The 25,773-nt window shown below is 67.5% G+C and carries 28 protein-coding genes; 21 read left to right on the top strand and 7 right to left on the bottom strand.

Annotated elements, in window-relative coordinates:
* Positions 1 to 145: 145 nt before the first annotated feature.
* Positions 146 to 1,174, bottom strand: coding sequence for a LacI family DNA-binding transcriptional regulator (locus VH571_RS02120; RefSeq protein WP_423263085.1), 1,029 nt, complete (start codon positions 1,172 to 1,174; stop codon positions 146 to 148).
* Between the two features lie 93 nt (positions 1,175 to 1,267).
* Between VH571_RS02120 and VH571_RS02115 the strand changes: the two genes are divergently transcribed.
* The 8 genes from VH571_RS02115 to VH571_RS02080 all read left to right on the top strand — a co-directional run bounded on the left by VH571_RS02115 (position 1,268) and on the right by VH571_RS02080 (position 11,231).
* The gene (locus VH571_RS02115) at positions 1,268 to 2,206 is read left to right on the top strand and encodes a carbohydrate ABC transporter permease (protein WP_055960402.1); all 939 of its coding nucleotides are present in this window, start codon (positions 1,268 to 1,270) and stop codon (positions 2,204 to 2,206) included.
* Positions 2,203 to 3,150, top strand: a complete 948-nt coding sequence (locus VH571_RS02110; RefSeq protein ID WP_055960399.1) for a carbohydrate ABC transporter permease — start codon at positions 2,203 to 2,205, stop codon at positions 3,148 to 3,150. The genes VH571_RS02115 and VH571_RS02110 overlap by 4 nt, the downstream gene beginning before the upstream one ends.
* Before the next feature lie 64 nt (positions 3,151 to 3,214).
* A complete protein-coding gene (locus VH571_RS02105) occupies positions 3,215 to 4,558 on the top strand; it encodes an ABC transporter substrate-binding protein (protein WP_123941326.1) in 1,344 nt (447 codons plus the stop codon).
* A gap of 99 nt (positions 4,559 to 4,657) precedes the next feature.
* Positions 4,658 to 6,487, top strand: coding sequence for a glycoside hydrolase family 35 protein (locus VH571_RS02100; RefSeq protein WP_423263084.1), 1,830 nt, complete (start codon positions 4,658 to 4,660; stop codon positions 6,485 to 6,487).
* A 198-nt stretch (positions 6,488 to 6,685) separates the two neighbouring features.
* Positions 6,686 to 7,096 (top strand): ester cyclase, encoded by a 411-nt coding sequence (locus VH571_RS02095; RefSeq protein WP_055960389.1) that lies wholly within the window; start codon positions 6,686 to 6,688, stop codon positions 7,094 to 7,096.
* Between the two features lie 290 nt (positions 7,097 to 7,386).
* Entirely contained in the window at positions 7,387 to 7,797 is a 411-nt protein-coding gene (locus VH571_RS02090; RefSeq protein ID WP_423263083.1) for a hypothetical protein, read from the top strand.
* A 112-nt stretch (positions 7,798 to 7,909) separates the two neighbouring features.
* Positions 7,910 to 9,745: a glycoside hydrolase family 13 protein gene (locus tag VH571_RS02085; RefSeq protein WP_423263081.1), complete on the top strand. Its 1,836-nt coding sequence runs from the start codon at positions 7,910 to 7,912 to the stop codon at positions 9,743 to 9,745.
* A 190-nt stretch (positions 9,746 to 9,935) separates the two neighbouring features.
* Complete coding sequence (locus VH571_RS02080; RefSeq protein WP_199726151.1) at positions 9,936 to 11,231, top strand: NAD(P)/FAD-dependent oxidoreductase; 1,296 nt, start codon at positions 9,936 to 9,938, stop codon at positions 11,229 to 11,231.
* A 531-nt stretch (positions 11,232 to 11,762) separates the two neighbouring features.
* On the opposite strand, the gene VH571_RS02075 is transcribed toward VH571_RS02080, so the two are convergent.
* Complete coding sequence (locus VH571_RS02075) at positions 11,763 to 12,806, bottom strand: Rv2578c family radical SAM protein (RefSeq protein ID WP_423263376.1); 1,044 nt, start codon at positions 12,804 to 12,806, stop codon at positions 11,763 to 11,765.
* 113 nt (positions 12,807 to 12,919) lie between these two features.
* Positions 12,920 to 13,186, bottom strand: a complete 267-nt coding sequence (locus tag VH571_RS02070) for a hypothetical protein (protein WP_423263080.1) — start codon at positions 13,184 to 13,186, stop codon at positions 12,920 to 12,922.
* A gap of 90 nt (positions 13,187 to 13,276) precedes the next feature.
* Between VH571_RS02070 and VH571_RS02065 the strand changes: the two genes are divergently transcribed.
* Both VH571_RS02065 and VH571_RS02060 read left to right on the top strand, forming a co-directional pair.
* Positions 13,277 to 13,849: a TetR/AcrR family transcriptional regulator gene (locus tag VH571_RS02065; protein ID WP_423263079.1), complete on the top strand. Its 573-nt coding sequence runs from the start codon at positions 13,277 to 13,279 to the stop codon at positions 13,847 to 13,849.
* A 227-nt stretch (positions 13,850 to 14,076) separates the two neighbouring features.
* On the top strand, positions 14,077 to 14,301 hold the full coding sequence (locus tag VH571_RS02060) for a hypothetical protein (RefSeq protein ID WP_423263078.1): 225 nt from the start codon (positions 14,077 to 14,079) through the stop codon (positions 14,299 to 14,301).
* Between the two features lie 28 nt (positions 14,302 to 14,329).
* Here VH571_RS02060 and VH571_RS02055 read toward each other — a convergent pair whose 3' ends face one another.
* From VH571_RS02055 to VH571_RS02045, 3 genes are read right to left on the bottom strand one after another with little or no spacing between them, the layout of a single operon-like run.
* Positions 14,330 to 14,743 carry a hypothetical protein gene (locus VH571_RS02055; protein WP_423263077.1) on the bottom strand — a complete coding sequence of 138 codons (414 nt, stop codon included), beginning with the start codon at positions 14,741 to 14,743 and terminating at the stop codon, positions 14,330 to 14,332.
* Positions 14,740 to 15,390, bottom strand: a complete 651-nt coding sequence (locus VH571_RS02050; RefSeq protein WP_423263076.1) for a hypothetical protein — start codon at positions 15,388 to 15,390, stop codon at positions 14,740 to 14,742. Before VH571_RS02050 ends, VH571_RS02055 begins: the two co-directional genes overlap by 4 nt.
* Positions 15,387 to 16,061, bottom strand: coding sequence for an RNA polymerase sigma factor (locus VH571_RS02045; RefSeq protein WP_423263075.1), 675 nt, complete (start codon positions 16,059 to 16,061; stop codon positions 15,387 to 15,389). The genes VH571_RS02050 and VH571_RS02045 overlap by 4 nt, the downstream gene beginning before the upstream one ends.
* Before the next feature lie 185 nt (positions 16,062 to 16,246).
* On the opposite strand from VH571_RS02045, the gene VH571_RS02040 reads away from it, so the two are divergent.
* The 11 genes from VH571_RS02040 (at position 16,247) to VH571_RS01990 (ending at position 22,959) form a co-directional block, all read left to right on the top strand.
* Complete coding sequence (locus tag VH571_RS02040) at positions 16,247 to 17,332, top strand: AraC family transcriptional regulator (protein WP_423263074.1); 1,086 nt, start codon at positions 16,247 to 16,249, stop codon at positions 17,330 to 17,332.
* 178 nt (positions 17,333 to 17,510) lie between these two features.
* Positions 17,511 to 17,957 carry an Asp23/Gls24 family envelope stress response protein gene (locus VH571_RS02035; RefSeq protein ID WP_055960360.1) on the top strand — a complete coding sequence of 149 codons (447 nt, stop codon included), beginning with the start codon at positions 17,511 to 17,513 and terminating at the stop codon, positions 17,955 to 17,957.
* Positions 17,954 to 18,142 (top strand): DUF2273 domain-containing protein, encoded by a 189-nt coding sequence (locus VH571_RS02030; protein ID WP_055960357.1) that lies wholly within the window; start codon positions 17,954 to 17,956, stop codon positions 18,140 to 18,142. The genes VH571_RS02035 and VH571_RS02030 overlap by 4 nt, the downstream gene beginning before the upstream one ends.
* 11 nt (positions 18,143 to 18,153) lie before the next feature.
* Positions 18,154 to 18,510, top strand: a complete 357-nt coding sequence (locus VH571_RS02025) for a hypothetical protein (protein WP_123942331.1) — start codon at positions 18,154 to 18,156, stop codon at positions 18,508 to 18,510.
* A complete protein-coding gene (locus VH571_RS02020; RefSeq protein ID WP_423263073.1) occupies positions 18,507 to 19,082 on the top strand; it encodes a DUF6286 domain-containing protein in 576 nt (191 codons plus the stop codon). Before VH571_RS02025 ends, VH571_RS02020 begins: the two co-directional genes overlap by 4 nt.
* Positions 19,082 to 19,687, top strand: a complete 606-nt coding sequence (locus VH571_RS02015) for a hypothetical protein (protein ID WP_423263072.1) — start codon at positions 19,082 to 19,084, stop codon at positions 19,685 to 19,687. The genes VH571_RS02020 and VH571_RS02015 overlap by 1 nt, the downstream gene beginning before the upstream one ends.
* A 76-nt stretch (positions 19,688 to 19,763) precedes the next feature.
* A complete protein-coding gene (aqpZ, locus tag VH571_RS02010) occupies positions 19,764 to 20,567 on the top strand; it encodes an aquaporin Z (RefSeq protein ID WP_423263071.1) in 804 nt (267 codons plus the stop codon).
* A 54-nt stretch (positions 20,568 to 20,621) separates the two neighbouring features.
* A complete protein-coding gene (locus VH571_RS02005) occupies positions 20,622 to 21,737 on the top strand; it encodes an Asp23/Gls24 family envelope stress response protein (protein WP_423263070.1) in 1,116 nt (371 codons plus the stop codon).
* Positions 21,734 to 22,144 carry a hypothetical protein gene (locus VH571_RS02000; RefSeq protein WP_423263069.1) on the top strand — a complete coding sequence of 137 codons (411 nt, stop codon included), beginning with the start codon at positions 21,734 to 21,736 and terminating at the stop codon, positions 22,142 to 22,144. The genes VH571_RS02005 and VH571_RS02000 overlap by 4 nt, the downstream gene beginning before the upstream one ends.
* A gap of 29 nt (positions 22,145 to 22,173) precedes the next feature.
* Positions 22,174 to 22,335, top strand: a complete 162-nt coding sequence (locus tag VH571_RS01995) for a YqaE/Pmp3 family membrane protein (RefSeq protein WP_194601749.1) — start codon at positions 22,174 to 22,176, stop codon at positions 22,333 to 22,335.
* Positions 22,336 to 22,602: 267 nt separating this feature from the next.
* The gene (locus tag VH571_RS01990) at positions 22,603 to 22,959 is read left to right on the top strand and encodes a PRC-barrel domain-containing protein (RefSeq protein WP_123941358.1); all 357 of its coding nucleotides are present in this window, start codon (positions 22,603 to 22,605) and stop codon (positions 22,957 to 22,959) included.
* Positions 22,960 to 23,041: 82 nt separating this feature from the next.
* On the opposite strand, the gene VH571_RS01985 is transcribed toward VH571_RS01990, so the two are convergent.
* Complete coding sequence (locus tag VH571_RS01985; protein ID WP_423263068.1) at positions 23,042 to 25,699, bottom strand: phosphoenolpyruvate carboxylase; 2,658 nt, start codon at positions 25,697 to 25,699, stop codon at positions 23,042 to 23,044.
* Between the last annotated feature and the right edge of the window lie 74 nt (positions 25,700 to 25,773).

The raw sequence follows: 25,773 nt of genomic DNA, 5'->3' as shown, positions 1-25,773 counted from the left end.
CACTCGGCGACACCGGCGCGCACTCGCGAACGAAGGATCCGAGGACGCACGGCTTCAGGGGCACCGAGTGCCGCCATATGCCGCGTGCGGGCCACCGCCGGCGGCATTAGACGGCACTCGGCACCAGATCGGTCAGCGCAGCGGCTCAGACGCGGGGCGGTGGCGCCGTGCTCGCCCGCACGACCAGGTCGACCGGCACCATCGTCACCGGCGTCGGCGTCGTCCGCTCGATCTGCGCCACGAGCATCGCAACCGACGACCGCCCGACCTCGTCGAAGTGCTGGTGGATGGTCGTGAGCGGCGGCCAGAACGACTCCGACTCCGTCATGTCGTCGAAGCCGACGATGCTCAGGGTCGACGGCACGTCCCTGCCGAGCTCGTGGCAGGCGCGCAGGAGACCGAGGGCCATTCCGTCGTTCGCGACGAAGACGGCGGTGATCTCGGGGCGGCGGGCGATTTCGAGGCCTGCGCGGTAGCCGGATCCTGTGCTCCAGTCACCGGTGAACGGGGGAGGCACCTCGCGACCGTGCGACTCGAGCACCTCGCGCCAGGCGGCTTCACGACGCCTGGCCGCATAGAAGGTCTGCGGCCCGGCGATGTGCCACACGGTCTCGTGGCCCAGGTCGAGCAGGTGCTGGGTGGCCAGCCGGGCGCCGAGGGCTTGGTCGGTGTCGATGAAGGGACGTTCGCTGAGGCGGCTGGAGTCGATGATCACGACCGGCACGTCGGCGGGCAGATCGACGTCGTCTTCGGAGAGCAGGTCGGCCTCGATGACGATGACGACTCCGTCGACGGCCTGCTCGGAGAGCCGCGCGATGGCGCCGGTGACCTCTCCGCGGGTGCGCTGCGAGACGGGAAGGAGGGTGATCGTGTAGCCGACCAGACCCGCAGCCTCGGCGATGGCCTCCAAGAACTTCGTGTTACCGAACGACGAGAGCGTGAACATGATCACGCCGATCGTGTGGAACCGGCCCGATCGGAGGGCGCGGGCCGCACGGTTCGGGCTGTAGCCGAGCTCGACCATCGAGGCGCGCACCCGGTCGCGGGTAGCGGGCTGGACGTTCTCGAGATCGCGGGCGACACGCGAAACGGTCTGCATCGAGACGCCCGCGTGGCGTGCCACGTCTGCGGCGGAGGCCTTCTTCGCGGCAGGTGAAGGTGTCGCTGAGGTCACGATTTCCTCCAGGTCGGTGGCGATGTTGACGTTGCCATGCTAGCGTCGCCTCCGTGATGTTGACGTAAACATCGTGGAGACGAGGAAGTTTCGATGAGTTCTGGAACCCTGACGGGCGCCAAGGCGGCACGGCTCGAGCCGACGCCTCGCAAGCGCCGGCGCACGGGCCGCGGCAAGCAGACGGGCTGGATGTTCGTCGCTCCGTTCATGGTGGTGCTGATCCTCATGTTGATCGTGCCGATCGGCTACGCGATCTACCTGAGCCTGTTCCGCGACCAGCTGATCGGCGGCAACCACTTCGTGGGCCTCGCCAACTACATCCAGCTGCTCCAAGACTCGAAGTTCTGGTCGAGCTTCGGGCGCGTGCTGATCTTCCTGGTGATCCAGGTGCCGGTGATGCTCGTTCTGGCACTGGTCGCGGCTCTCGCCCTCGACAGTGCTCGACTCCACGCCGCGAGCTTCTTCCGTATCGCGATCTTCCTGCCCTACGCGGTGCCGGGTGTCGTCGCAGCCCTCATCTGGGGCTTCATCTACGGCCCGCAGTTCGGCCTCACCGGCTCGTTCAACGACCTGCTCGGCAGCGACCTGCTCAAGCCGTTCACCTCGACCTGGATCCTGACGTCGATCGGCAACATCGTGACCTGGGAGTTCCTGGGCTACAACATGATCATCTTCTTCGCGGCCCTCCGCGTCGTCCCGGCCGAGCTCTACGAGGCGGCGTCGCTCGACGGCGCCGGAAGCCTCCGCACGATCATCTCGATCAAGCTCCCGGCTCTCCGCGGCGCGATCGTGATCGCCTCGATCTTCTCGATCATCGGCAGCTTCCAGCTCTTCAACGAGCCCAACCTGCTCAAGACCCTGGCGCCGAACGTGATCGGCACCTTCTTCACCCCGAACATGTACGCCTACAACCTCTCGTTCGCCGGCCAGCAGTTCAACTACTCCGCCACCGTCGCGATCGTGATGGGCGTCATCACCGCCGTCATCGCCTACATCGTCCAGGTCCGCGGCACGCGACAGGAGAACCGATGAGCACCCTGACCAGCCCCGAGGTCATCCCCGAAGAACAGGGCCGAGGATCCGGCGGTCCGTCGAAACGCTCTCGTCGTGACCGGCCCGGCCCCAGTGGCTACCGCGAGAAGAAGTCGCGCGGCCTCACCGCGATCATGGTGATCTTCCTCGTCTACTCGCTCGTGCCGCTGTTCTACCTCGTCGTCAACTCGACGAAGTCGCAAGACTCCCTCCTGGCGTCGTTCGGCCTCTGGTTCGGCGACGGGTTCCACCTGTTCGACAATATCCAGCAGGTCTTCACCTACAACAACGGCATCTTCGTCACCTGGTTCCGCAACACGCTGCTCTACGTGGTGGTCGGTGCCGGGGGAGCGACGCTGCTCGCGACCCTCGCCGGCTACGGTCTCGCGAAGTTCCGCTTCACCGGTCGACGTGCGGTGTTCGCCATCGTGCTCGGCTCGATCGCCATCCCGGGTACAGCCCTTGCCGTGCCGACGTTCCTGCTCTTCTCGAACATCGGCCTGACGAACACCCCGTGGGCGATCATTCTTCCGTCGCTCATCAGCCCGTTCGGTCTCTACCTGGTCTGGACGTACGCGGTCGACGCGATCCCCGAAGAACTGCTCGAAGCGGCCCGCATCGACGGGGCCGGCGAGATCCGCATCTTCTTCACGATCGCCATCCGGCTGCTGACGCCCGGCATCGTCACGGTGCTGCTGTTCTCGGTCGTCGCGACCTGGAACAACTACTTCCTCCCGCTCATCATGCTCAGCGACCCGAAGTGGTACCCGCTGACCGTCGGCCTCAACCAGTGGTCGCAGCAGGCGAACGGCGTCGCCGCCGACCCGATCTACAACCTGGTCGTCACCGGCTCGCTGATCACCATCGTGCCGATCGTCATCATCTTCCTGCTCCTCCAGCGCTACTGGCAGTCGGGCCTCGGCGCCGGCGGCGTGAAGCAGTAGACCAGCAGCCCCCCCAGCAATCCCTCCCCTCACCAACCCACACAACGAAGTGAAAGGACCCCTCATGCACAAGCGCTTGAGGACGATCGTCGGTGCCGCAGTCACCACGATCGCAGTAACCGCAGCTCTCACCGGCTGCTCGAACAGCGGCGGCGGCTCGTCGAACGACGGCGGAAACGCCGGCCAGGTCGACGCCGCCCTCAAAGCCGGCGGAACCCTGACCTACTGGTCGTGGACCCCGTCCGCGGCAGCCCAGGTCAAGGCCTTCGAGAAGGCCTACCCGAAGGTCACCGTCAAGCTCGTCAACGCCGGTACCGGCACCGACGAGTACACGAAGCTCCAGAACTCCGTCAAGGCAGGATCCGGGGCGCCCGACGTCGCTCAGGTCGAGTACTTCGCGCTGCCCCAGTTCGCTCTCGCCGACTCGCTGACCGACCTCACCCAGTACGGCTTCAACGACCTCAAGAGCAAGTACACCAGCGGGACCTGGGGCTCGGTGTCGCTCGACGGCAAGCTCTACGGTCTGCCTCAGGACTCCGGCCCCATGGCCATGTTCTACAACAAGACGCTCTTCGAGAAGTACTCGATCCAGGTGCCGAAGACGTGGGATGAATACATCGCCGCCGCGAAGAAGCTGCACAAGGCCGACCCCAAGGCCTACATCAACTCCGACACCGGCGACGCCGGGTTCACGACGAGCATGATCTGGCAGGCCGGCGGCCGCCCGTTCGAGGTCGACGGCAGCAAGGTGTCGATCAATCTGCAGGATGCGGGCACCAAGAAGTGGGCCGACACCTGGAACGAGCTCGTCGAGAACAAGCTCCTCGCCCAGACCCCCGGCTTCACCGACGACTGGTACAAGCAGCTCGCCGGCGGCGAGATCGCGACCCAGATCACCGGTGCCTGGTTCCCCGGCGTCATCGAGTCGGGTGCCAAGGCCGGCTCGGGTGACTGGGCTGTCGCTCCGATCCCGACCTACGACGGCAAGACCGCTGTCACGGCCGAGAACGGCGGTGGCGCACAGGTCGTCATGAAGCAGTCGAAGAACCAGGCCCTCGCGGCCGGATTCGTGAAGTGGCTGAACTCGAGCGACGAGAGCGTCAACACGTTCCTCGCCTCGGGCGGATTCCCGTCGACGACCGCCACGCTCGACTCGAGTGAATTCCTCGCCACGAAGCCCGACTACTTCGGTGGACAGGCCATCAACGAGGTGCTCAAGAGCTCGTCCGACTCGGTCGCCTCCGGCTGGAAGTACCTGCCCTTCCAGGTCTACGCGAACAGCATCTACGCCGACACCGTCGGTCAGTCGTACGCCGACTTCTCCGACATCAACACCGGTCTGAAGGCCTGGCAGACGGCGCTCGTGAAGTACGGCAACGAGCAGGGCTTCACCGTCACAGCTAAGTAGCCCCACCAGCACTGCGTTCGACCAGCACCACAGTCACGGAGCGGGTGCGACCACCTCGGTCGCACCCGTTCTCCGTCCTCCGACTCTGAGAGAGACCCCATGACCACGAGCCGCTTCACGATCGGCGACGACGCCTTCCTCCTCGACGGGCGCCCGCATCGGATCCTCTCCGGGGCTCTCCACTACTTCCGCATCCACCCCGAGCACTGGGCCGATCGCATCCACAAGGCCCGGCTCCTCGGCCTCAACACCATCGAGACGTACGTGCCGTGGAACGACCACGCACCGACGCCCGACGAGTGGATCACCGACGGCCGGCTCGATCTCGGCGCCTTCCTCGACCTCGTGCACGAAGCGGGAATGCACGCCATCGTCCGGCCCGGCCCCTACATCTGCGCCGAGTACGACAACGGCGGCCTTCCGGGCTGGCTGTTCCGCGACCCGAGCGTCGGCGTCCGCCGCTCCGAGCCCCTCTTTCTAGCGGCCGTCGAGACCTATCTCCGGCGCGTCTACGAGATCGTCGTGCCGAGGCAGATCGACCACGGTGGGCCGGTCGTGCTCGTCCAGATCGAGAACGAGTACGGCGCGTACGGCTCCGACGCCGCCTACCTCCGCGCCCTCGTCGACCTCACCCGCGACGCCGGCATCGACGTTCCACTCACCACGGTCGACCAGCCCGAGCCCGACATGCTCCACAACGGCTCGCTGCCCGACCTGCTGAAGACCGGCTCGTTCGGCTCCCGCAGCCCTGAACGTCTCGCCACCCTGCGCGCCGCGCAGCCGACGGGGCCGCTGATGAGCTCCGAGTACTGGAACGGCTGGTTCGACCACTGGGGCGGCGTGCACCACACCACGCCCGCCGAGGCGCAGGCGCGTGACCTCGACGAGCTGCTCGCCCTCGGGGCGTCGGTCAACCTCTATATGGTGCACGGCGGCACGAACTTCGGCTTCACGAACGGGGCCAACGACAAGGGCGTCTACGAGCCGACGATCACGAGCTACGACTACGACGCCCCGATCGACGAGGCGGGCCGGCTCACTGAGAAGTACTTCGCCTTCCGCGAGGTCTTCGCGAAGTACACCGACGTGCCCGATCTCGACTTCGACGACCCCAGGAGCATCGAGGATCCGACGGCTCACACCCCGGCACCCGTGCCGGTCGTCGAGATGGCCGGGTCGACGCCTCTGCTCGGCGTTCTTGGTCGACTCGGCCACCTCGCCCCCGCGTCCGCCGCGCCCACCTTCGACGAGCTCGGCGTCTACCGCGGCTACCTCGTGCTCCGTGCGGCGCTGCCCGACGCTGGCTCGCCGACGTCGGGCGAGTCCGGCGGCCACGTGCTCGAGGTCGGCGAGGTGCGCGACCGCGCCATCGTCTTCGTCGATGGAGTTCGCATCGGCGTGCTCGAGCGGGCCCGCGGCGATCGACGCCTGGCCCTGCCCGCGGGCGCCGAGCTCATCGTGCTGCTGGAAGACCAGGGGCGGGTCAACTACGACCAGCGGATCGGCGAGCCCAAGGGGCTGATCGGCGAGGTCACGGTGGACGGACGCACCGCCGAGTGGACCGCACTTCCGCTCGACCTCGATCTGCTGGCAGCGAGCGGGGTCGGGGCGGATCCTTCGGTTTCGTCTTCGCCTCTCGTCGGGCCCGGTATCGCGCGCTTCGAGTTCTCGCTCGGCGCTCCCGCCGATCTGTTCCTCGACAGTGGCGGCCTCGGCAAGGGTGTCGCGTTCGTGAACGGGTTCCCGCTCGGGCGGTATTGGAGCGACGGGCCGCAGCGCACCCTCTACGTACCCGGCCCGGCGACTCGCTCGGGCGCCAACGAGCTCGTGCTGTTCGAGACCGAGGTCGACGCGCCTCGCCCGGCGTTCGCCGCCCTCGCCGACCTCGGCCCCGCGCGGGCGGATGCGTTCGACGTGCAGGGTGCCTGACCGCTCGCCGCTCGCCGTACTACGTCTCGCGGACTAGCCCACCTGCCGCGGCGCGCGGGTGTGACCGCGACACGGTGCGCGGCGAGGTCGCCTAGCCGAGCGGCGTCCCCCGGATCCTGATCTCTTAAGCGACGCGCGGCGTTGACTCGGCGAAGACGACAGCCGTCGCCACGCGGGCACGGCGAGAAGGGATCCACCATGGCAACCGAGATCACCGAGGGCGGCCAGGCCACCATCGACGCGCTGGCGCGGATGCGCGACACCTCGCTCGAGATGGGCGACCGGTTCGACGTCGATTTCGTCGACCACGACCCGGCCGACGGTCAGCCCGCCGGAGGAGGCGGAATCGCCTGGTTCTGGGAGCAGTTCGGCACGTCGTTCAGCGACGTCGAGCGCACCGAGCTCGAAACGATCGTGACGCCGACGAAGTACATCACCATCGCCGACCTCTCGGCCACCCACACCGGCGAGTACCAGGGGCACGCAGCGACCGGCAAGCGCTTCACTGTGCGCAACGTGCAGGTGATCGGTTTCACCGACGGCAAGGCCTCCGACCGGTGGGGCTCGACCGACGAGCAGGGCATCCTGCGGCAGCTCGGCCTCGCCTGAGCGGGGCATCCTCCGGCTAGACCCTCGGAGTCGGCTGCTGAGGTGGACCCAGGGCCACCTCGACTGCTGGCGACGAGGGTCTGTGCCGATCGCGCGGGTGTGGGCCGGTCGCGCGGGTCTGTGCCGGTCGCGCGGGTCGGTGCCGATCATGCGGGTCGGCGCCAGCCTCGCGAGCGTCCCCCGCGCGGGTGCCACCCCAACGTGGAGGCGCGCCGGGTTGCGGGCGGTGCCTAATCTGGCAGAGGAGCGCAGGATCCTGCGGCTCATCACCCGGCAGAAGTGAGCTGCGCATGAACCCCGTCACCGGACTCGTCCGCGGCACCTCCGCCTACATCTGGTCACTCGTCACCGTGGTCGCCGTCGCGTGCGTGGGCCTCGGCGTGCTCAGCCTGGTCGGGGCCGTGCTCACCGTTGCCGCCAGTGGCCGAGCCGACCTCTCGCCAGTCGGGCTGCCGCTCGTGCTGCTGCTCGCCGGTGCGATCGCGCTGCCCCTGAGCCGCCGCGCGCTGCCCCTCGTCACAGCCCGCGAAGCCGCCGCCGGGTACACCACCGTGCCGCTGTTCTCGGGGGAGCTGCCGCTTCGCGATCCCCGCGACGGCCGCGAGCTCATCGCCGCGGGGGCCGACGTGCCGCGGTCGTTCCGCGTCAGCCTGCGTCCTGCCCGGCGTGCTGCGCAGTTCGCGCCCGCCGCCGCCGCCTGACCCGAATTTGAAGGAGATCCGCGCCCGGGCGAACGGACTTATGCCGATCGGCGGGGGTCGGCAGCGCGTTTCTCCTTCAAATTTGCAGGGGGCCCGCGCCTAGGCTTGATGAATGAGCCTCGCCGACGAGTCAGCCCAGTCGCCCGCAGTACCAGCAGCAGCAGCACCCGCACCCGCGCCCGCCTGGTGGACTAAGGCCGTCGTCTACCAGATCTACCCGCGCAGCTTCGCCGACTCCAATGGTGATGGCATCGGCGATCTCGGCGGAATTCGGCAGCACCTCGACCACCTCGTCGACCTGGGTGTCGACGTCGTCTGGCTGTCGCCCATCTACACCTCGCCACAGGCCGATAACGGCTACGACATCAGCGACTACCGCGACATCGACCCGCTCTTCGGCACCCTCGACGAGTTCGACCTGCTGCTGGCCGAGATACACGAGCGCGGCCTCAAACTCGTGATGGACCTCGTCGTCAACCACACGAGTGACGAGCACGCCTGGTTCCGGGAGTCGAAGTCGTCTCGCACGAGCCCGAAGCGCGACTGGTACGTCTGGCGCGACGGCGTCGACCGGAGCCCCCGTGATGGCCGCACCGAGCCGAACCTGTGGCGCAGCGCCTTCAGCGGCCCGGCCTGGACGCAGCTCGCAGCCGCCGACCACCACGCTGACAACCGATCAATCGACGACCACGCCGACAACCGATCGACCGACGGTTCCGCAGACAACCGATCGACCGTCAACCGATCGACCGTCAACCGATCGGTCGACGACCAGTACTACCTCCACCTCTTCGCGCCCAAGCAGCCCGACCTCAACTGGGAGAACCCGGAGGTGCGCGACGCGATCTACTCGATGATGAACTGGTGGCTCGACCGAGGTGTCGACGGCTTCCGCATGGACGTCATCAACCACATCGCCAAGATCCAGAGCGACCTCGTGAGCGACAGCGAGGGGTTCTCGATGGGCCCGCAGATCCACGAGTACCTGCGCGAGATGAACGAGCGCGTGTTCGCCGGCCGCGAGGCCGACCTGATCACAGTCGGCGAGATGCCCGGGGTGACGGTCGACGACGCGAAGCTCTTCACCGGCGCCGATCGGCTCGAGCTCGACATGGTGTTCCAGTTCGAGCACGTCGGGCTCGATCACGGCCCGGCCTCGAAGTTCGACAACGTGCCGCTCGATCTCCGCGACCTGAAGAGCTCGCTCAGCCGATGGCAGGAAGGCCTCGCCGACACCGGCTGGAACAGCCTCTACCTCGCCAATCACGACCAGCCGCGCTCGGTCTCCCGCTTCGGCGACGACGACGAGTTCCGCTTCGAGTCGGCGACTCTGCTCGCGACGATCCTGCACCTGCATCGGGGCACGCCCTACGTCTACCAGGGCGACGAGATCGGCATGACGAACGCCGGATTCGCATCGATCGACGACTACCGCGACATCGAATCGCTCAACTGGTTCGCCGAGCAGCGCGAGGAGGGCCGCGACCCCGAAGAGCTTCTCGAGTCGCTCCGGTTCCGCTCGCGCGACAACGCGCGCACTCCGGTGCAGTGGACCGAAGGATCCGAGGCGGGTTTCACTTCGGGCTCACCCTGGCTGGCGGTGAACCCCAACGCCGCTCTGATCAACGTGCACGCCGACCGACAGTCCGATCGCTCGATCTTTGAGCACTACCGTCGGCTCATCGCGCTGCGGCACTCGTCCGAGGTCGTCGCTCTCGGCTCGTACACGCTCCTCGAGCCCGACCATCCGACGCTCTTCGCGTTCACGCGCACCCTCGCCGACGAGTCGCTCCTCGTCGTGGGCAACTTCTCGTCGGAGGAGCTCGACGCCACGGTGCTCGGGTCGGGTTCGTGGGGGCGCGGATCCTTGGTTCTGGGCAACTACGCCGACCCCGGAGAGGCGACGACTCTGCGCCCGTGGGAGGCCCGCATCATCCGTCGCGGCTAGTCCGGCCCCGAATTTGAAGGAGATCCGCACCGAAAAACCGAAAGTGAGGCGGATCGGGCGGCGTCGTCGCGGGTTTCTCCTTCAAATTCGGAAGGCGAGCGAATCAGGGGATACCCTTGCAGTTGATTTCGAGCGAAGACGACGAACCAGCGCCCTCGCCGGCCTCCTCGTTCGTCAAGAAAGAGGAAAAATGGCCGAGCTGCCGCACATCGTCATCATCGGAGGTGGCTTCGCGGGCATCGCGACGCTGAAGGCACTCAAAGATGCGCCGGTGCGGGTGACCCTGATCGACCGCCACATTTACAACATGTTCCAGCCGCTCATGTACCAGGTGGCGACCGGCGGCCTCAACGCCGGAGACGTCACCTACTTCCTCCGCAGCCTCCGCAGCACCCAGCCGAACGCGAACTTCCAGCACGGGCTGCTCAAAACCATCGATGCCGAGGCGCAGGTCATCGAACTTGCCGACGGCGAGAAGATCTCGTACGACGCACTCGTTCTGGCGAACGGCGTCAACACCAACTACTTCGGCACCCCCGGCGCCAAGGAGTACGCGAAATCGATGTACTCGCGATCACAGGCGCTCAGGATCCGCGACGAGCTCTTCACGCAACTCGAAAAGGCCGCTGTCCGCGAAGATACCTCCGAGGTCCGCGTCGTCATCGTCGGCGGCGGAGCGACCGGCGTCGAGATGGCCGGCGCACTCGCCGAGCTCCGCGACCAGGCGCTCGTGACCGCCTACCCCGAGATCGACCGCAAGAGCATCACGATCACCCTGGTGCACCGGAGCGGCGAACTCCTCAAGCCGTTCGCACCGCGACTGCGCCGCTACTCGGAGGGCGCGCTCCGCAAACGCGGCGTCGAACTCCGCCTCAACACCGGCGTCGCCGAAGTGCGCAAGAACGGCGTCGTCACCGCGTCCGGCGAAGAGATCCCGGCAGAGCTCGTGATCTGGGCCACCGGAGTGACTGCACACGGAGAAGTCGACGGCTGGGGGCTCGAGCAGGGTGCGGGTGGCCGGATCCTCGTCGGTTCCGACCTGCGCGTCAAAGGCCACGACCGCATCTTCGCCGTCGGCGACATCGCGCTCACGCCCAAGCCGCTCGACCAGCTGGCGCAGCCAGCACTGCAGGGAGGCGCGCACGTCGCCGAGCAGATCGCGCGCGTGCTCACCGGCAAGCCGACCCGGGCCTTCAAGTACCACGACCGCGGCACCATGGCGACGATCGGCCGCCACGCCGCCGTCGCCCAACTCCGCGGCGGGATCACTCTCACCGGCGTGCTCGCCTGGTACACCTGGATCGTCATCCACATCTACAGCCTGCTCGGCAACAGCAACCGGGTCACCACTATGGCGCACTTCATCTCGCGCTACGCCTGGTTCGCCTACCGCAAGGCCGTGCCGATCGTCGGCGACGTGCGCCCCGTGCGCAAGAACGGCGACCGGGCAGAAGAGATTCCGGCTACGACCGACGCTCGCGGGTAGGTTCGTCGCCCTCGAACGCTTCTCGCTGGGCGAGAGGCGTTCGGGGGCGGCGAACCTACTGGTGCTTGCTGGCGCCTTCGGCGCGCGCGGCGCGAGGCCTTCGGCCCGCACCGCGGCCGCGGCGCCTTCGGCGTGCGGCGAGGGGGTCCGTGCCGAGATCGCAGTTGGGGTCGGGTGGGGGCGACCACAAGTGCGATCTCGGCGAGCGGCGCGGCGCCGCGCGCGCGAGGTGGCCCGATCTACGTCGTTTGGGGGCGCGTGGCGGTAGTTGCGGCCATCTCGCGGGTCGAGATCGCAGTTGGGGTCGGGTGGGGGCGAGCAGAAGTGCGATCTCGGCAAGCGACGCGGCGCCGCGCGCGCGAGGTGGCCTGGTCTACGCGGACGGGCGCGCGTGGCGGTAGGTTCGGCCATCTCGCGAGGCCGCCTGAGCCGACACAAGCACAGCACCAGAGCCGGCACCAGCACGAGCACCAGCCCCGCGAGCGAGCACCCGAACCCCGACTCACCCGCCGCACAGCCCGGCGAGCGACGTCAGAACAGGGTCGGCGCTGCGGGCACCTCGGAGGGCGCGGGCGACGGGCGCTTGCCGCGAAGCTGGAAGAGCTCGTGGGTGTCGCGATTGGGGATCGGCAGCCCGTGCCGCACGAGAGCATCGCGAAGGCGCCGGTAGACGAGCTTCTGGTAGTCGCCACTCGCCTGGGTGCCGCCGGCGTAGAGGCGACGGTAGCCGGCGACGAGGTCGGGTCGCTCGCGCTGCAACCAGGCGAAGTACAGCTCCTTCACGCCGGGCTGGAGGTAGAGGAGCGTCGGCAGCACGTTGGTGGCGCCGGCATCGGCCAGGGCGCCCACGAGCGAGTCGATCTGCTCGGCGCTGTCGGTGAGCCCGGGCAAGAGCGGCGCCGCGAAGACGGTGCAGTCGAGGCCGGCGTCGCGGATCGCCTTGAGGGTCTCGAGTCGGGCCGTCGCTGACGGGGTGCCGGGCTCGATCGAACGCTGGAGGTCGTCGTCGAGCACGGCGATGGACAGCCCGAGCTGCACGTCGACGTGATCAGCGGCTCGACGCAGACGGCCGATGTCGCGTCGAATCAGCGTGCCCTTGGTGAGGATCGAGAACGGCATTCGTGCGTCGGTCAGGGCATCGATGATGCCGGGCATGAGCGCGTAGCGCCCTTCGGCCCGCTGGTACGGGTCGGTGTTGGTGCCGAGGGCGACCCGGTCGGGCAGAACGCGTTTGCGCGACAGCTCCCGTCGCAAGACCTCTGCGATGTTGGTCTTGACGACGATCTGCGTCTCGAAGTCGTCTCCGAGACCCATGCCGAGGTGCTCGTGGGTGGGTCGGGCGTAGCAGTAGACACAGGCGTGCGAGCAGCCGCGGTAGGGGTTGATCGTGTATTCGCCCGGCATCACGCGGGCTGTCGCCGCCACGTGATTGAGAGCGGATTTGGCGAGCACCTCGTGGAACGTGATGCCCTGGAACTCGGGGGTCTGCACGCTTCGTACGAGGCCGGTGATCTGAGCGAGACCGGGGAGCGCACCGCCGTCGACCGCATCGACCCGTTGACCCTGCCAGCGCATCGCGGGGGCCTCGGTCTTCGTGCCGGTCGGCCGGAAGGGTGTCGGTTCGTTCATGGTGTCAAAACGGTATCGAAGACCACCGACACTGCGGCGCGGTTAAACGGCGAGAACGGCTACGCGGCGCGGGGCAGGCGGATCGAGCCGGTCGAGGTGTACCGAACGGAGACCGAGGCGGAGCGCGGCTGAGCCTTCTCAGCGGCGACGTACGAGCCGACGACGTCCAGGTGCGTGGTGCGTCCGGTGTAGGTCCCGGCGAAGGGGCGCGATTCGAGGCCGCTGATGTAGGAGCCCATGACGCCGTGGCGCGGTGCGGGAGTGGTCACGTAGTGGCCGGTGATGGGTGTGGTGAGGGCCTCGGGGGAGGTGGTGATGGAAGACATGGGGCGGATCCTTCGCTCTGGAGAACGATCGTTCTCTTGGTAGACAAAACGATAAGGGAACGATCGTTCTCGCGCAAGTAGACTGGTCTCATGACGGAAGACGAAATTCGCGATCGGATCGTCGCCACGGCCGACGAGCTCTATTACGCACGCAGCATTCAGGCGGTCGGAATGGATGATCTGCGGCAGGCGGCCGAGGTGTCGTTGAAGCGTCTCTACAGTCTTTTTCCGTCGAAGGAGTCGATCGTCCTCGCGGTGCTGGTGCGCCGGCACGAGCGATGGACCACGGGGCTCGAGGCCGCGGTCGAAGAGGAGAAAGTGCCCGAAGGCCGCGTGCTGGCCGTGTTCGACTACCTGCTCGACTGGTTCGACACCGACTCGTTTCGCGGCTGCGGGTTCATCAACGCGTTCGGCGAGCTCGGAGCCGTGTCGCCGGGCGTCGCGAACGCGGCGCGCGTGCACAAGAGGTTGTTTCAGGAGTACGTCGCGCGGCTCGTTTCCGACGCCGGGGGAGGGCCCGAGCTCGCGGCCCAGCTGGCGATCCTCGCCGAAGGGGCTCAGACGACCGCGGCGATCAGCGGCGAAAACACGGCAGCGGGGCAGGCTCGGCGAGCGGCTGAGACCCTGATCGCTGCTGACCTCCGGTCGATGGCCCACTCGTAATACTCGCGCCGCACCTGTGCGAATCCTCGACGCTCTGGCGCAGACCAGCGCACGAGCGTAATCTCAGCCGTGTTCGGCTCGGACATCGAAGACGCTGCTGACTGCTCCCCTGGGAGGCCTTTCGCAGTAGCGCACTTGCGGTCTGCACGTCGACGGCAGCCCGCGAGGAGTCAACCGCCCTCGCGACAACCGAACCCAGTGGGCACGGAGCCCGCGGAGAGATTCTCATGACGCGTGCAGTCCTCGAGGCATCGATCATCTCCACGCGGCTGAGTCTCCTCGCCCAGCTCGACTCGTCGGCCGGAGTCTCGTTCATGAACCGCGCCGAGCTGCGGCTTCGCATCTTCGGTGTCGTCGACGCGCTCGACCGCGGAGTGATCACGGCCGACAAGGCGCGCGAACTCTTCGCCCGGGTGCAAGACGACATCTCGACCCTGATCGCAGCCGACTAGCGGTAGGTCGAACCGATCAGCTCAGCGTCTACTTCGAGGCGGGCCGACCGGTGTCGTCGATCAGTCGCACCTTGACGTTGATGGCGAGGGGCCCCGCCTCGCCCAGTGTGCTTCGGATGAGCTCACCGACCGCTCGCAGGGTCTCGGTGGCGGGCACGGCCGCGCTGGTCGCGATGTGGGCGCTCACGGTCGTGAAGCCGTCAGCGCGATCGATGTCGACGAGGACGTCGGGTTGCCGGAGGGCGAGCCGCACGGCGACGGCATCGACGGCCGCCTCGATGCTCGGTTGCGCGGGATAGACGCCCGTGACTCCCTCGGTGGAGCGAATCGCGGCGGTGAGCTCGCGGGAGAGCGCGGTGTCGTCCTGCCCGGAGAGCGCGGTGTCGTCGTCTCCGGAGAGCGCGGCATCGTTTCCGCGTGCGAGCTCGATTTCGTCGCTCATGACCGCGGCCCTCCGGTCGTGTAGATGTCGTCGATCGTCACGTCGATCGTGCTCACCACGAGTTCGGTATGGCGGGCGAGGGCGTAGCCGATGCGCTCGCGGAGCTTCGCGGCCGTGTCGGCGAGCGAGAGGCCGAACTCGAGGCTCGCAGTGACATCGACGCGAATCGGCTCGCCCGGGGTGGTCACGTCGCCGTCGAGAGTGCACCGGCCCATGATGAGGCCGCCCATCGTGTCGCCGGCTCGCCGGATCATTCCGCGCACGGCCGCCTCGGTCAGAGCGAGTCGAAGCGCAGGATCCGAGTGGCTCACGGGGATGTCCCGACCCGACGTGATCTCGGCTTTGATCGTGTCGAGGAGCCCGGAGATCCAGGTGTCGTCACGACCCGGCATGGCACGGGATTCGCGGACGAGCACGGTCTGCGAAAGCTCGCGCATGCGTGTCATTCCGCTGAGCGCGAGGCGGCACGAGGCGGAGTTCTCGATTCCGGGGTCGTACGGGGTCCGGCCTCGGTCGAGGTAGTCGCCGAGCTCTTCCATCGTGTAGCCGTCGAGGTCGTCGTCGGCGGAGACGGGCAGGTCGTCGGGGTTGGCTGGGGTGGCAGGAACGGCACCGTCGTCGGGAGCGGCACGGTCGTCGGGTGTCATCGCCATGCCTCCATTTCGTGGAGCACGTATCGGCGTGCCCGGGCCAGGAGGCCGCGGACGGTAGGGATCGGGAGTTCGAGAGCGTCGGCGATCTCTTGGTAGCTGTAACCGGCGGTCTCACGTAACAGCCAACACCGTCGCTGGTCGGCTGGCAACCGGTCGAGTGCCTCCGACACCGCGTCGAGTTGCAGGCGAGTCTCGACGATCCGCTCGGGATTCGTCGCCGCGGGCGCGGGGGGATCCCAATCGTCGATGTCGTCGTGCTCGCGCCTGACTCGAATGCGGTCGATGGCTTTGCGGGTGACGATGCGCATCAGCCAGTTGCGGATGTGCGCCGGGCTGTCGAGCTCGGAGATCTGTCTCCACCCGGTGAGGAACGCCTCTTGGACGACGTCGTCCGATTCGATATCGGAGCCGAGGAGTTTTGCGGAGTACACGCGCATCAGCGGCCCATGACGCCGGGCGAGCACCTCGAACGACTGGATGTCGCCGTCGATCGCTCGTGCCGCGAGCGTGGCATCGGCGGCAGTGGAGAGCTGGGCGTGATCGTCGATGACGCCCTCCCCTGCTCGATCTGTCCGTGTGGCTACGGTCTGCTTCTCCTGAATACCACTTCGTTCACTCGGCCCGCCAGTCAGTGGCCCATTCGCGACGGTGCTCGGAGCTGGCAAGGGGTAACCCGATCGTTCTACCCGTGTAGTGGGGCGCGAACACGAGCCATCCTCGAAACGTCTCCCTCCGAAATACTTCCATGCGAATTCGTGACATCCACGCGTCGGCACACGTCTCCATAGTGGCGGAACCCTCGTGGTCCCCGTCCGAGTCCGATCGCGATGCGATCGACAGAAGGAGAGAAGTGAGCACCATCCTGCCCTCGGCGCCCGATGCCGATGACGACGTCGTTTCGCAGCGCATCGAGGATCCCGCAGCACATCTGCCAGGCACGGCGAATCCCGCGACCGTCGGTGGCGACCCCGATCCGGTTCTCACTGAGGGGGGCGCGCCGTTCGCCCAGCGGGAGATGTCCGGTCGGAGTCGTGAGGAGGCCGCTCGTCTGATGGAGCGCTTCTACGGCGGTGCTCGGGTTCGCAGTGTGCCCTCGTCGCGCCCGTTCCAGTTTCGATTCGCCTCGTCGGGCGATGCTCACATCACCCTCCGCATGGCGAGCGTCACCGGCACGATGATCAGCGAGGTGTCGAAGCTCGACGACTACGTCGTCACCTGGCTCCGCGAGGGCGCGGCCGCCCTCACCGTGGGCGACACCTCGTTCGCGCTGGCGGAGGGGCAACCCGTGCTCCTGCCGACGACGGTCCCTTTCGTCTTCGAGGCTCAGCCCAGTCGGCAGAACGTCGTGCAGATATCCGGCCCCTTCCTCGACGGCGTCGCCTCGGAGCGCCACGGTGGAGGCGTTCAACCGCTCGTCTTCCGATACGGCACGCCGCTGCCCGACGATGCCGTCGCCACGTGGCGACGAGCCGTCACCGCGGCCACCCCCGTGTTGACCGACGCCGCAGCCACGCGCCTGGTGCGGATGGAGACGAATCTGCAGCTGGCTCGTACTCTGCTCGACGTCTTCCCGTGGCACACCCAGCACGTGCCCGACGCGTTCCTCGTGCCTCGCCTCACGAGGGTCCGGGCCGCCGTGGAGTTCCTGCACAACAACGCCCATCTGCCCATCACGCCCGCGGATGCCGCGGCGAATGTGGGCCTCCACACCCGGTCACTGCAGAACGCCTTCCAGCGGCACCTCGAACTGTCACCGACCGAATACCTGCGCAGGATCCGGCTCGACCGTGTGCGGAGAGACCTTCTTGAGCACACCCCGAAGACTGCCACCGTCAACGACCTGGCACGGGCATGGGGGTTCGGAAACCTCGGTCGATTCGCCACCGCGTACCAGCAACGCTTCGGGGAAAAACCGAACGAAACGCTCCGGCGTTAGGGGTACATAGAGCCCCAATCGCTAGCCGGAAAGCGCCACCAACTGAACAAAATCTGATGATTTCCTGGATGAGCATGACGCGAGTCCGGGTGCATGCGTCTGAATGATGTGCCTGATCACTTCGGGCCTCGCTCACCGGGACCCCGGTGAGCACCACCACCAGCTAATGGAGAGAAAAATGACGAACGTCACCCCGACTTCCAGCTCGACCGTCGCCAAGAACTCGGCCGGAGCCCACGCCGCCACCGGCAAGAACACCATCGCCGAGGGCGTCGTCGAGAAGGTCGCCGGCATCGCTGCCCGCGAGGTTCCCGGCGTGCACGACCTCGGTAACGGAGCAGCCCGTGCCATTGGCGCCATCCGCAGCGCCATCAACCAGCAGGACCGCGGCCAGGGCATCAAGGTCGAGGTCGGCGAGAAGCAGGTTGCCGCCGACATCATCGTCGTCGCCGAGTACCCCGTCGAGCTTCAGAAGCTCGCCGACAGCGTCCGCGCCAGTGTGACCGAGGCCATCTCGACTGTCGTCGGCATGGAGGTCACCGAGGTCAACGTCACCGTCTCCGACGTCTACATCCCGTCCGACGACGACGACAACAACGACGAGACCGAGAGCCGCGTCAAGTGACCCCCACCACCAAAGGAATGCTGATCGGTGCCGTCCTGGCACTGGCAGCAGTCGCGTTCGGCTTCTGGGCGATGATCCTGGTGGCTGTCGCCATCGTGATCGGCTGGGGTGTCGGACGGGTCGTCGAGGGCAAGCTCGACGTGAAGTCTCTTTCTGACACGCTCCGCGGGCGGCGGTCCTCGTGACCGCGGCGGTGATGGCCGACGCTGTGCCGGCCACCTCCGGCCTCCACGGTCGTACGAAGATCACGTCGCGCGCTGTGCGTCGGGTCGTGTCGGCCGTCACCGCGGACGCCCTCAGCGTCAGTGCGTCCGACGTCTCGGTGGAACTCACCGACGACAACGGCTCGCTCACCGTGATCGCCAAGACGCCCATCCACATCAGCCCCCTCGGCGTCGTCGGGCGTCGCTCGAACGGAACCCTGCTCGAGCGTCTGACCGCGGCCCAGACCACCATCCGCAACCGATGCCTGGAGCTCACCGGCTCCTCCGTCGGGCGGGTCGACCTCCGAATCACGGGTGTCGAACTCCGAGAACGAAAGAGGGTCTCATGACCAGCCCGGCGATCTACCGGCGAGTTGTTCGCCGTGAGACCCATTCCTCCCGATCGGGCATCGCCATCGCCCTGGCCGTCCTTCTGATCGTGGTGTTCGCCTGGTTCGGCATGGAATCCGTGTTGGCCGCTCTCGGCCAGCCGGCACTCCTCGTCTCGCCCAAAGACGCTGCGGTCGCTGTGCTCGGTGCCGTGAGCGGCCCGGTCGGCCTCCTCACCGCCGGAGGCGCCGTCGTCGCCGTGATCGGGCTCGTTCTCATCGTCGTCTCGCTCGCTCCCGGGCGAAAAGGGCGTCGAGGTTCGGTCTCCGAGCGCACTGCATCGGTGGTCGACGATCGGGTCATCGCGCAGAGCGTGGCCCAGACCGGTGCCTACGCCGGAGACATCGATCCCGACCAGGTGAAGGTCACCGTCGGCAAGCGCACCGTCGACGTCGACGTCACACCGACGTCGGGCCGTACTGCGGACGTCCGCAGCATCGAGGAGGCCGTAAACGACGAGCTGAAGTCGTACGACTACAGCCCGAGCCTCCGCTCTCGGGTTCGCGTCTCCGAGAAAGGAACCTTGAGCTGATGACCAACACGAATCGCTTCCTCAACCGCGCCCTCGTCTTCGTGATCGGGCTCGTCCTCCTCCTCGCCGGCGGCGCAGTCGCCGTCGGTGCCCTCCTACCCGACGTGCAGAAGCCGGTGTCGCAGGGCGCCGACGACGCCACGGGGCCGACGTCCGATGCCCTCTCGGGTGGCCAGCCCTGGATCCTCTGGGTCGTGGCGGCCGCAGCCCTCGTGCTGATCGTGCTGCTTCTCTGGTTCATCTTCCGTCAGGGGCACGGCCGCACGAACACGCTCCTCACCGTCGACAGCGGCGAGGGTCGCGACAAGACGACCGGCGGCAGCCTGAGCGTCGATGCCAAGGTGGCCGAGCAGGTTCTCGAAGAGAGCCTCACCCGCGATCCCGGAATCATCTCGGTCGACGTCACCGCGTTCGAGGTCAACAAGCAGATTGTGCTTCGCGTCACCGTGCAGACCCGCCGCGGCGTCTCGCCCGTCGACATCGGCGCCACCGTCGACAAGGCGGTTGCCGAATGGGATGCCCTCCTCGGCACTCAGACGCCGATCGTCGTGCAGATCGTCGGCGGTCTCCGTGCCCAGATGAGCGGAACCGCTCGCGTCGTCTGATCTCGGGTCTCCGTCGAGAGGGGCTCGGGTACTCCGGGCCCCTTCTCTCTACTCACCACGTCAACAAAGGTTTCTCATGAGCACAGGCAAGCGTCCTGTCAGCCGGTCCACCGCCGAACAGCGCGGTCAGAAGGCGCAGACTTACCCCGCCACCTCCCGGCTTCTCGCCGAGGTCTTCGGCACATTCCTGCTGGTCTTCGGCGGTGTCGGCACGGCTCTGTACGCCTCCGCGTTCCCCACCAGCGCCAACACGCTCGGTGTGGGTTTCGTCGGCGTTGCCCTGGCCTTCGGGCTGACGGTCATGGCCGGCATCTACGCCGTCGGTCACATCTCGGGCGGGCATTTCAACCCCGCCGTCACGGTCGGTCTGGCCATCGCCGGTCGCACCGAGTGGCGTCACGTGCCCGGATACGTCGTCGCCCAGATCGTCGGCGGTGCGGTGGCTTCCAGCGCGCTCGCCGTCATCGCCGCGGGCGGCCCCGGAAACTACTTCGCCGCGGCCCGCGACAGTGGATTCGCGTCGAACGGGTTCGGAGACGCCTCACCCGGAGGCTTCGGGCTCGGAGCGGTCTTCCTCACCGAGGTCATCCTCACGGGCGTCTTCGTGGCATTGATCCTCTCGATCACCGCCAAGCCCGAATACAAGGCTGTCGCTCCGCTCGGAATCGGCCTGACGCTCACCCTGATCCACCTGATCAGCATTCCCATCAGCAACACGTCTGTAAACCCGGCCCGTTCCATCGCCGCCGCACTGTACGGCGGGCCCACCGCGCTCTCGCAGCTCTGGGTCTTCCTCGTCGCTCCGCTCGTCGGCGCCGCGATCGCCGGGATCCTCCACCGCCAGCTGTCGCGAACCCGCGCCCTGGCCCTCACCGACTAGGCCCTCACCCGCCGAGTCCCATCCTGCTATTCCGCTTCACCGAAGGAGAACCGAATGTCCGACACCGTCACGGGAGACGCCACCCGTCCGCAGCCCTCCCCAGTCGACCTCACGGGAATCGACGCCACCCACGGTGCCGACGAGAGCCCGGCCCAGCTGCTCAGCACGACGGTGGCTGAGACCGCCTCCGGAGTGACCGGCGTGCACCACCTCGGAGGCCTCGCCGCCCGAACGCTCGACCGAGCCAGCCGGCAGATCCGCGGCACATCGAGTGCACCGGGCGTGACGGTCTCCGAAGAGGACGGCGTCACCACGGTCGACCTCGACCTCGTCGTCGAGTACCCCCACCCCGTCGACAAGGTCGTCGAGACCACGCGCGATCAGGTGAGCCGGGCGGCGACGCAGCTCGTCTCAGGCAGCGTCGTGATCAACATCACGGTGACCGACATTCACGGGCCGTACGACAAGGATCCCGCGGTTCTGGACGCCATCGACCGTGCCGGTGAGAAGGCGGGCGAGTTGAAAGACAAGGCCGGCGATCTCGCCGAGCAGGCCGGCGACAAGGCGGGTGAGCTGAGAGACAAGGCTGGCGATCTCGCTGAGCAGGCCGGCGACAAGGCGGGCGAGCTGAGAGACAAGGCCGGCGACAAGGCGGGCGAGCTGCAGGCGCAGGCCGGCGATCTCAAGGCCGATGCCGACGCCAAGGTCGACGACCTCCGAGCGCAGGCCGACACGAAGATCGGCGAGCTGCGGAACGGAGCCGCCGACCTCGTCGAGCAGGCCGGCGCGAAAGCTAGCGAGCTCAAGGCGCAGGCCGACCACAAGGTCGCTGACTTCTCCAAAAAGGCCGACGAGCGCGTAGCCGACTTCCAGGCCAAGGCGGAAGCCACGGCCGACGAGGTGGCGGCGGCTGCGGACGACCGCTCCGGTGCTGATGCCGCCTCGACCCCGAGTGCCGTCTCGACCCCGGAGGCCGTCTCAACCCTCGACGAGCTCGAGGCGAAGGCGGACGAGAAGCTCGACGAACTCGACGAGAAAGCCGACGAAAAGCTCGACGAACTCGATGCCAAGGCGGACGAGAAGCTCGCCGAGATCGATGCTCAGGCCGACGCGCCCCGAGTGCAGCTCGACGCGAAGGCGACTTCTGCCAGTGACGAGACGCGGGCGTGAAGACCCGCTCGTTCAGCGCGGGGCAGCGACGCCGGCCCCGCGCGGTCTGGGCAGCGCTGATCACCGGCGTGATCGTGTCTGTGGTGATCGTGGCCGGGATCCTTCTTCCCGTTCTCGGTCTGATCGGCGCGGCTGACGCCACCACCTTCGGAGCCCTGCGCGTTCCCGTCGGGGCGATCACTGCTGCGATCGTCATCAGCTACGTGGTCGGGCTCGGGTTCCTCGTGCTGACATTCGTCGCCCGCATCGGGGCGCTGGCCTGGATCACCGCCGTCGCAGCCATCATCGCGACTCTCGTCGGTTCGCTCTGGCCCCTGGTCGCTACGGCCTTCGCCAGCGTCGACCAGGTGCAGGACGTCATTCCTTTCATCCAGCAGCTCATCGGTCAGTTCACCGGCAACAATTAGCCGATCTCTCTTCAGAAAGCAGGCACTCCGTGCGCAAGATCCTTCTCATCGTCCTTTGCTTCTTCTTCCCGTTCATCGCGGTGCTCCTGGTCGACGGCCCCAGCATCAAAGTGCTCTGGGCGTTCCTGCTGCAGCTTCTCGGTCACGTTCCCGGCGTCATCTACGGCATCTACCGCGTCACTCGTAACTGATCTGGGGGCCTGCGCCTGACGGTCTCGCCGAGATCGCACTTGTGGTCGTCCTGAACCGACCGCAATTGCGATCTCGGCGCGCGCTTTCGCTCTCGGGCGGCGCGAGATGGCCCAATCTCCGGCTGCGAGCCCTGTTCGACGTAGTTCGGGCCATCTCGCCGTGCGCCGCCCAGCGCCACGCCACTCCGGCGCGGGAACAGGCCACGGCCTAGCCGACTACCGTTGTCTCAGAGGTCGGAGGCACCGACCCGCCACAAGGAGGCACCTGTGTTCGAACCGGAGAACCTGCGCGATTGGATCGGCCTGCCGGTCGTCGACCAGAGCGGCGACAAAGTCGGCACGCTCGAGAGCCTGTACTTCGACACCTCCACCGACCAGCCGGCATTCGCCACGGTCGAAACCGGTGTGCTCGGCGGTAAGAAGCTCGTCTTCGTCCCGCTTCAGGGCGCCACCGTTGCGCCGAAGCACCTCAAGGTGGAATACGGCAAGAAGAAGATCAAAGACGCACCGTTCATCGCGACCGACGGCGAGCTCCAGGCAGCCGACGAGCCCGCGATCTACACGTACTACGAGGTGCCGTACCAGACGGGTTCCGGCGGCGAGCGTCGCCTCGGCCGCCGCTAGAACGACGCAGAGCGCAGGATCCGGGCCAACCAAACTCGGATCCTGCGCTGTGTTCGTTTAAGTGCGGGGCGGCCGAAAAAAATCAGCCGGTGTTCTGGAGGCCGGCGGCGATGCCATTGACCGTCAGCAGCAGCAGGCGGTGGTCGGCGTCAGCCGGATCTTTCTCCACCGATCGACGGATGCCGCGCAACGCACGAAGCTGCAACAGCGACAGGGCATCGACGTAGGGGCTGCGGAGGCGGACAGCGCGACTGAGCACAGGTCGACCGCCGAGCACATCCGTCGATCCACTGATCTTGATGACCCAGTCACGGGTCAGTGTCATCTCGTCCATCACGGCGTCCGTGAGGTCGGCGCGGTCGGCGAGAGCCAGATACTGGCGCGCAATCGTCTCGTCGGTCTTCGCGAGCGACATCTCGACGTTCTTGATCATGGCGGCGAACAGCGGCCAGTTGGCGAACGCGTCGCGGAGCACGTCGACGTCGCCGATCGACTCGAGCGCCGACCCGAGGCCGTACCAGCCGGCCAGGTTGATCCGGGCTTGCGACCACGAGAACACCCACGGGATCGCCCGGAGGTCTTCGAGCGATTCGACCGACAGGCCGCGGCGGGCCGGGCGGGAGCCGAGGGCGAGCAGGCCGATCTCTTCCATCGGGGTGACGGCCGCGAACCACTTCGCGAATCCGTCGGCCTTGATGAGGGCGAAGAAGCGTTCGCGCGATGCCGCGTCCATCTGCTCGGCGAGCGACCCGTAGCGGGCGGCCGCGTCGGCGTTGAGCTTCTCGTTCGACGGGCTCGACGCCATCAGCGTCGCGGCCGCCATCTGCTCGATGTGGCGCGCAGCGATCGTCTTGTCGCCGTACTGGGCGAAGATGACCTCGCCCTGCTCGGTGATCTTGAAGCGACCGTCGACCGATCCGGGAGGCTGAGCCATGACGGCCTCGTTCGCCGGCCCGCCGCCTCGGCCCATTGCGCCGCCGCGTCCGTGGAACAGCGTCAGCTCGATGTCGTTCGACTCGGCCCAGTCGGCGATCCGCGCCTGCGCGTCGTACAGGGCGAAGGTCGCCGACACGGGCCCGACGTCTTTCGACGAGTCAGAGTAGCCGAGCATGACCTCGACCTTGCGGCCCGTGGCCTCGAGGCGTGCCTGGTACGGCTCGCTCGCGAGAGCCTCACTCAGGATCCGAGTGCTCGCCGATAGGTCGGCGAACGTCTCGAACAGCGGGATCACGTCGAGCACGGGTGCGGCTTCGCCGGATCCTGAAGCGATCTCCGCCAGCGCGAACACGTTCTCGATGTCGGCGGACGACTGCGTGAACGACACGATGTACCGAGCGGCCGCGCGATGCCCGTAGCGCTTCTGCAGCGAGGCGATCGTGCGGAAGACCTCGAGCACCTCGACGGTCATCGGGCTGAGCTCGCCGCCCGCCCGCACCTCGGCGAGGGCGTTGCGGTGCACCTGCGAGTGCTGGCGCACCTCGAGTTCGGCGAGGTGGAAGCCGAACGTCTCGACCTGCCAGATCAGCCCCTGCAACTCGCCGTAGGCAGCGCGGTGAGCCCCGGCGTCGCGGAGAGACAACTGGATGGTGCGCAGCTCGTCGAGCAGCACGTCGGGGGAGGAGTAGCCGAGGGCGTCACCGCGGCGGGTGGCCTCGATGCGCGCCGAGATGAAGAGGAGCACGCGGCGGTGGGTCTCGTGCGGCGAGCGGAGCCCGATGCGTCCGGCGAGGTCGGGGTCGAGGGCGTACTGCGCGTCGGAGAGAGCCGTGAGCCCTGCGCTGGGCGGGGTGTCGTCCTCGTCGAGCGTGAGAGTGCCGCCGATGCGCGACGCGGCGCGGTAGAGGCCGAGGAGCACATGCTCGGCAGCGATCTCGGCGGCCTGGCGCGTCACATCGGCGGTCACGTGCGGGTTGCCGTCGCGGTCACCGCCGATCCAGCTCGAGAGGCGGAGGAACGCGGGGGCGACGGGCGGCTTGGCCCCGGCGTCAGGCCCCTGCAGACGGTCGTCGAGCAGGCGGTAGACGCGCGGCACGACCTCGAACAGGGTCTGGTCGAAGATGTTCATCGCCGTGCGGACCTCGTCGAGCGGGGTCGGCCGGGTCGTCCGGATCGGCGAGGTGCGCCACAGAGTGTCGATCTCTTCGAGCAGCCGGCGCTCGACGGCAGCGGTCTCGACGTCGTTCTCGCTGCGGTCGCGCGCCTCGAGCAGGTCGCTGATGCGGCGGATGCCCGAAGCGACGGCGCGGCGGCGGGCCTCGGTCGGGTGAGCGGTCAGCACGGGCTGGAAGCGAAGGTTCTGCAGGCGCTCGGCGGCCTGCTCGGCTCCGACCTCGTCGGTCAGCAGGTCGAGGGTCGCGGTGAGCGAGTCGGAGGCCGACCCGGCGGTCGACCCGCGGCGGCGCAGAACGCGCACGCGGTGGTGCTCCTCGGCGAGGTTCGACAGGTGGAAGTAGCAGGTGAACGCGCGAGCGACCTCCTCGGCGCGCTCCTGATCAAGGCTGTCGATGTGCTGCTGCGCGGCCTCGACCGAAGCATCGGCGTCGCCCTCGTAGGCGGCGATCACGGAGCGGCGGACGCGCTCGACGTCGGCGAGCAGATCGGCGCCGCCGGACTCGGTGAGTACACGGCCGAGCAGGTTGCCGAGGTAGCTGACGTCTTCGCGCAGAGACGCGTCGACCGCGCCCCGCACGTCTTCGCGGCTGTGGCCGTCGCCGCGTCGGGCGCCTTCGAATACGGTCATGGCAGATTCCTTCGGAGGCGTCGGGTCGTCACCCCTAATAGTTACCACGAGTCGGCGGGACGTTACGTCGCTCG

This window comes from Frondihabitans sp. 4ASC-45 (assembly GCF_049472575.1).
Taxonomy (GTDB): Bacteria; Actinomycetota; Actinomycetes; order Actinomycetales; family Microbacteriaceae; genus Frondihabitans.
The sequence above is the reverse complement of the archived record's forward strand: the minus strand, read 5'-3'. Positions and strand labels throughout refer to the sequence as shown.

Coding starts and splice junctions, on each gene's coding strand:
- VH571_RS02110 (WP_055960399.1), top strand. CDS start 2,203: ATGAGCACCCTGACCAGCCCCGAGGTCATCCCCGAAGAACAGGGCCGA.
- VH571_RS01985 (WP_423263068.1), bottom strand. CDS start 25,699: ATGACCGTATTCGAAGGCGCCCGACGCGGCGACGGCCACAGCCGCGAA.
- VH571_RS02025 (WP_123942331.1), top strand. CDS start 18,154: ATGGCCGACGCTGTGCCGGCCACCTCCGGCCTCCACGGTCGTACGAAG.
- VH571_RS02005 (WP_423263070.1), top strand. CDS start 20,622: ATGTCCGACACCGTCACGGGAGACGCCACCCGTCCGCAGCCCTCCCCA.
- VH571_RS02075 (WP_423263376.1), bottom strand. CDS start 12,806: ATGCGCTGGCAGGGTCAACGGGTCGATGCGGTCGACGGCGGTGCGCTC.
- aqpZ (WP_423263071.1), top strand. CDS start 19,764: ATGAGCACAGGCAAGCGTCCTGTCAGCCGGTCCACCGCCGAACAGCGC.
- VH571_RS02115 (WP_055960402.1), top strand. CDS start 1,268: ATGAGTTCTGGAACCCTGACGGGCGCCAAGGCGGCACGGCTCGAGCCG.
- VH571_RS02050 (WP_423263076.1), bottom strand. CDS start 15,390: ATGACACCCGACGACCGTGCCGCTCCCGACGACGGTGCCGTTCCTGCC.
- VH571_RS02090 (WP_423263083.1), top strand. CDS start 7,387: ATGAACCCCGTCACCGGACTCGTCCGCGGCACCTCCGCCTACATCTGG.
- VH571_RS02095 (WP_055960389.1), top strand. CDS start 6,686: ATGGCAACCGAGATCACCGAGGGCGGCCAGGCCACCATCGACGCGCTG.
- VH571_RS02080 (WP_199726151.1), top strand. CDS start 9,936: ATGGCCGAGCTGCCGCACATCGTCATCATCGGAGGTGGCTTCGCGGGC.
- VH571_RS02035 (WP_055960360.1), top strand. CDS start 17,511: ATGACGAACGTCACCCCGACTTCCAGCTCGACCGTCGCCAAGAACTCG.
- VH571_RS02060 (WP_423263078.1), top strand. CDS start 14,077: ATGACGCGTGCAGTCCTCGAGGCATCGATCATCTCCACGCGGCTGAGT.
- VH571_RS02065 (WP_423263079.1), top strand. CDS start 13,277: ATGACGGAAGACGAAATTCGCGATCGGATCGTCGCCACGGCCGACGAG.
- VH571_RS02015 (WP_423263072.1), top strand. CDS start 19,082: ATGACCAACACGAATCGCTTCCTCAACCGCGCCCTCGTCTTCGTGATC.
- VH571_RS02085 (WP_423263081.1), top strand. CDS start 7,910: ATGAGCCTCGCCGACGAGTCAGCCCAGTCGCCCGCAGTACCAGCAGCA.
- VH571_RS02070 (WP_423263080.1), bottom strand. CDS start 13,186: ATGTCTTCCATCACCACCTCCCCCGAGGCCCTCACCACACCCATCACC.
- VH571_RS02020 (WP_423263073.1), top strand. CDS start 18,507: ATGACCAGCCCGGCGATCTACCGGCGAGTTGTTCGCCGTGAGACCCAT.
- VH571_RS02100 (WP_423263084.1), top strand. CDS start 4,658: ATGACCACGAGCCGCTTCACGATCGGCGACGACGCCTTCCTCCTCGAC.
- VH571_RS02105 (WP_123941326.1), top strand. CDS start 3,215: ATGCACAAGCGCTTGAGGACGATCGTCGGTGCCGCAGTCACCACGATC.
- VH571_RS02055 (WP_423263077.1), bottom strand. CDS start 14,743: ATGAGCGACGAAATCGAGCTCGCACGCGGAAACGATGCCGCGCTCTCC.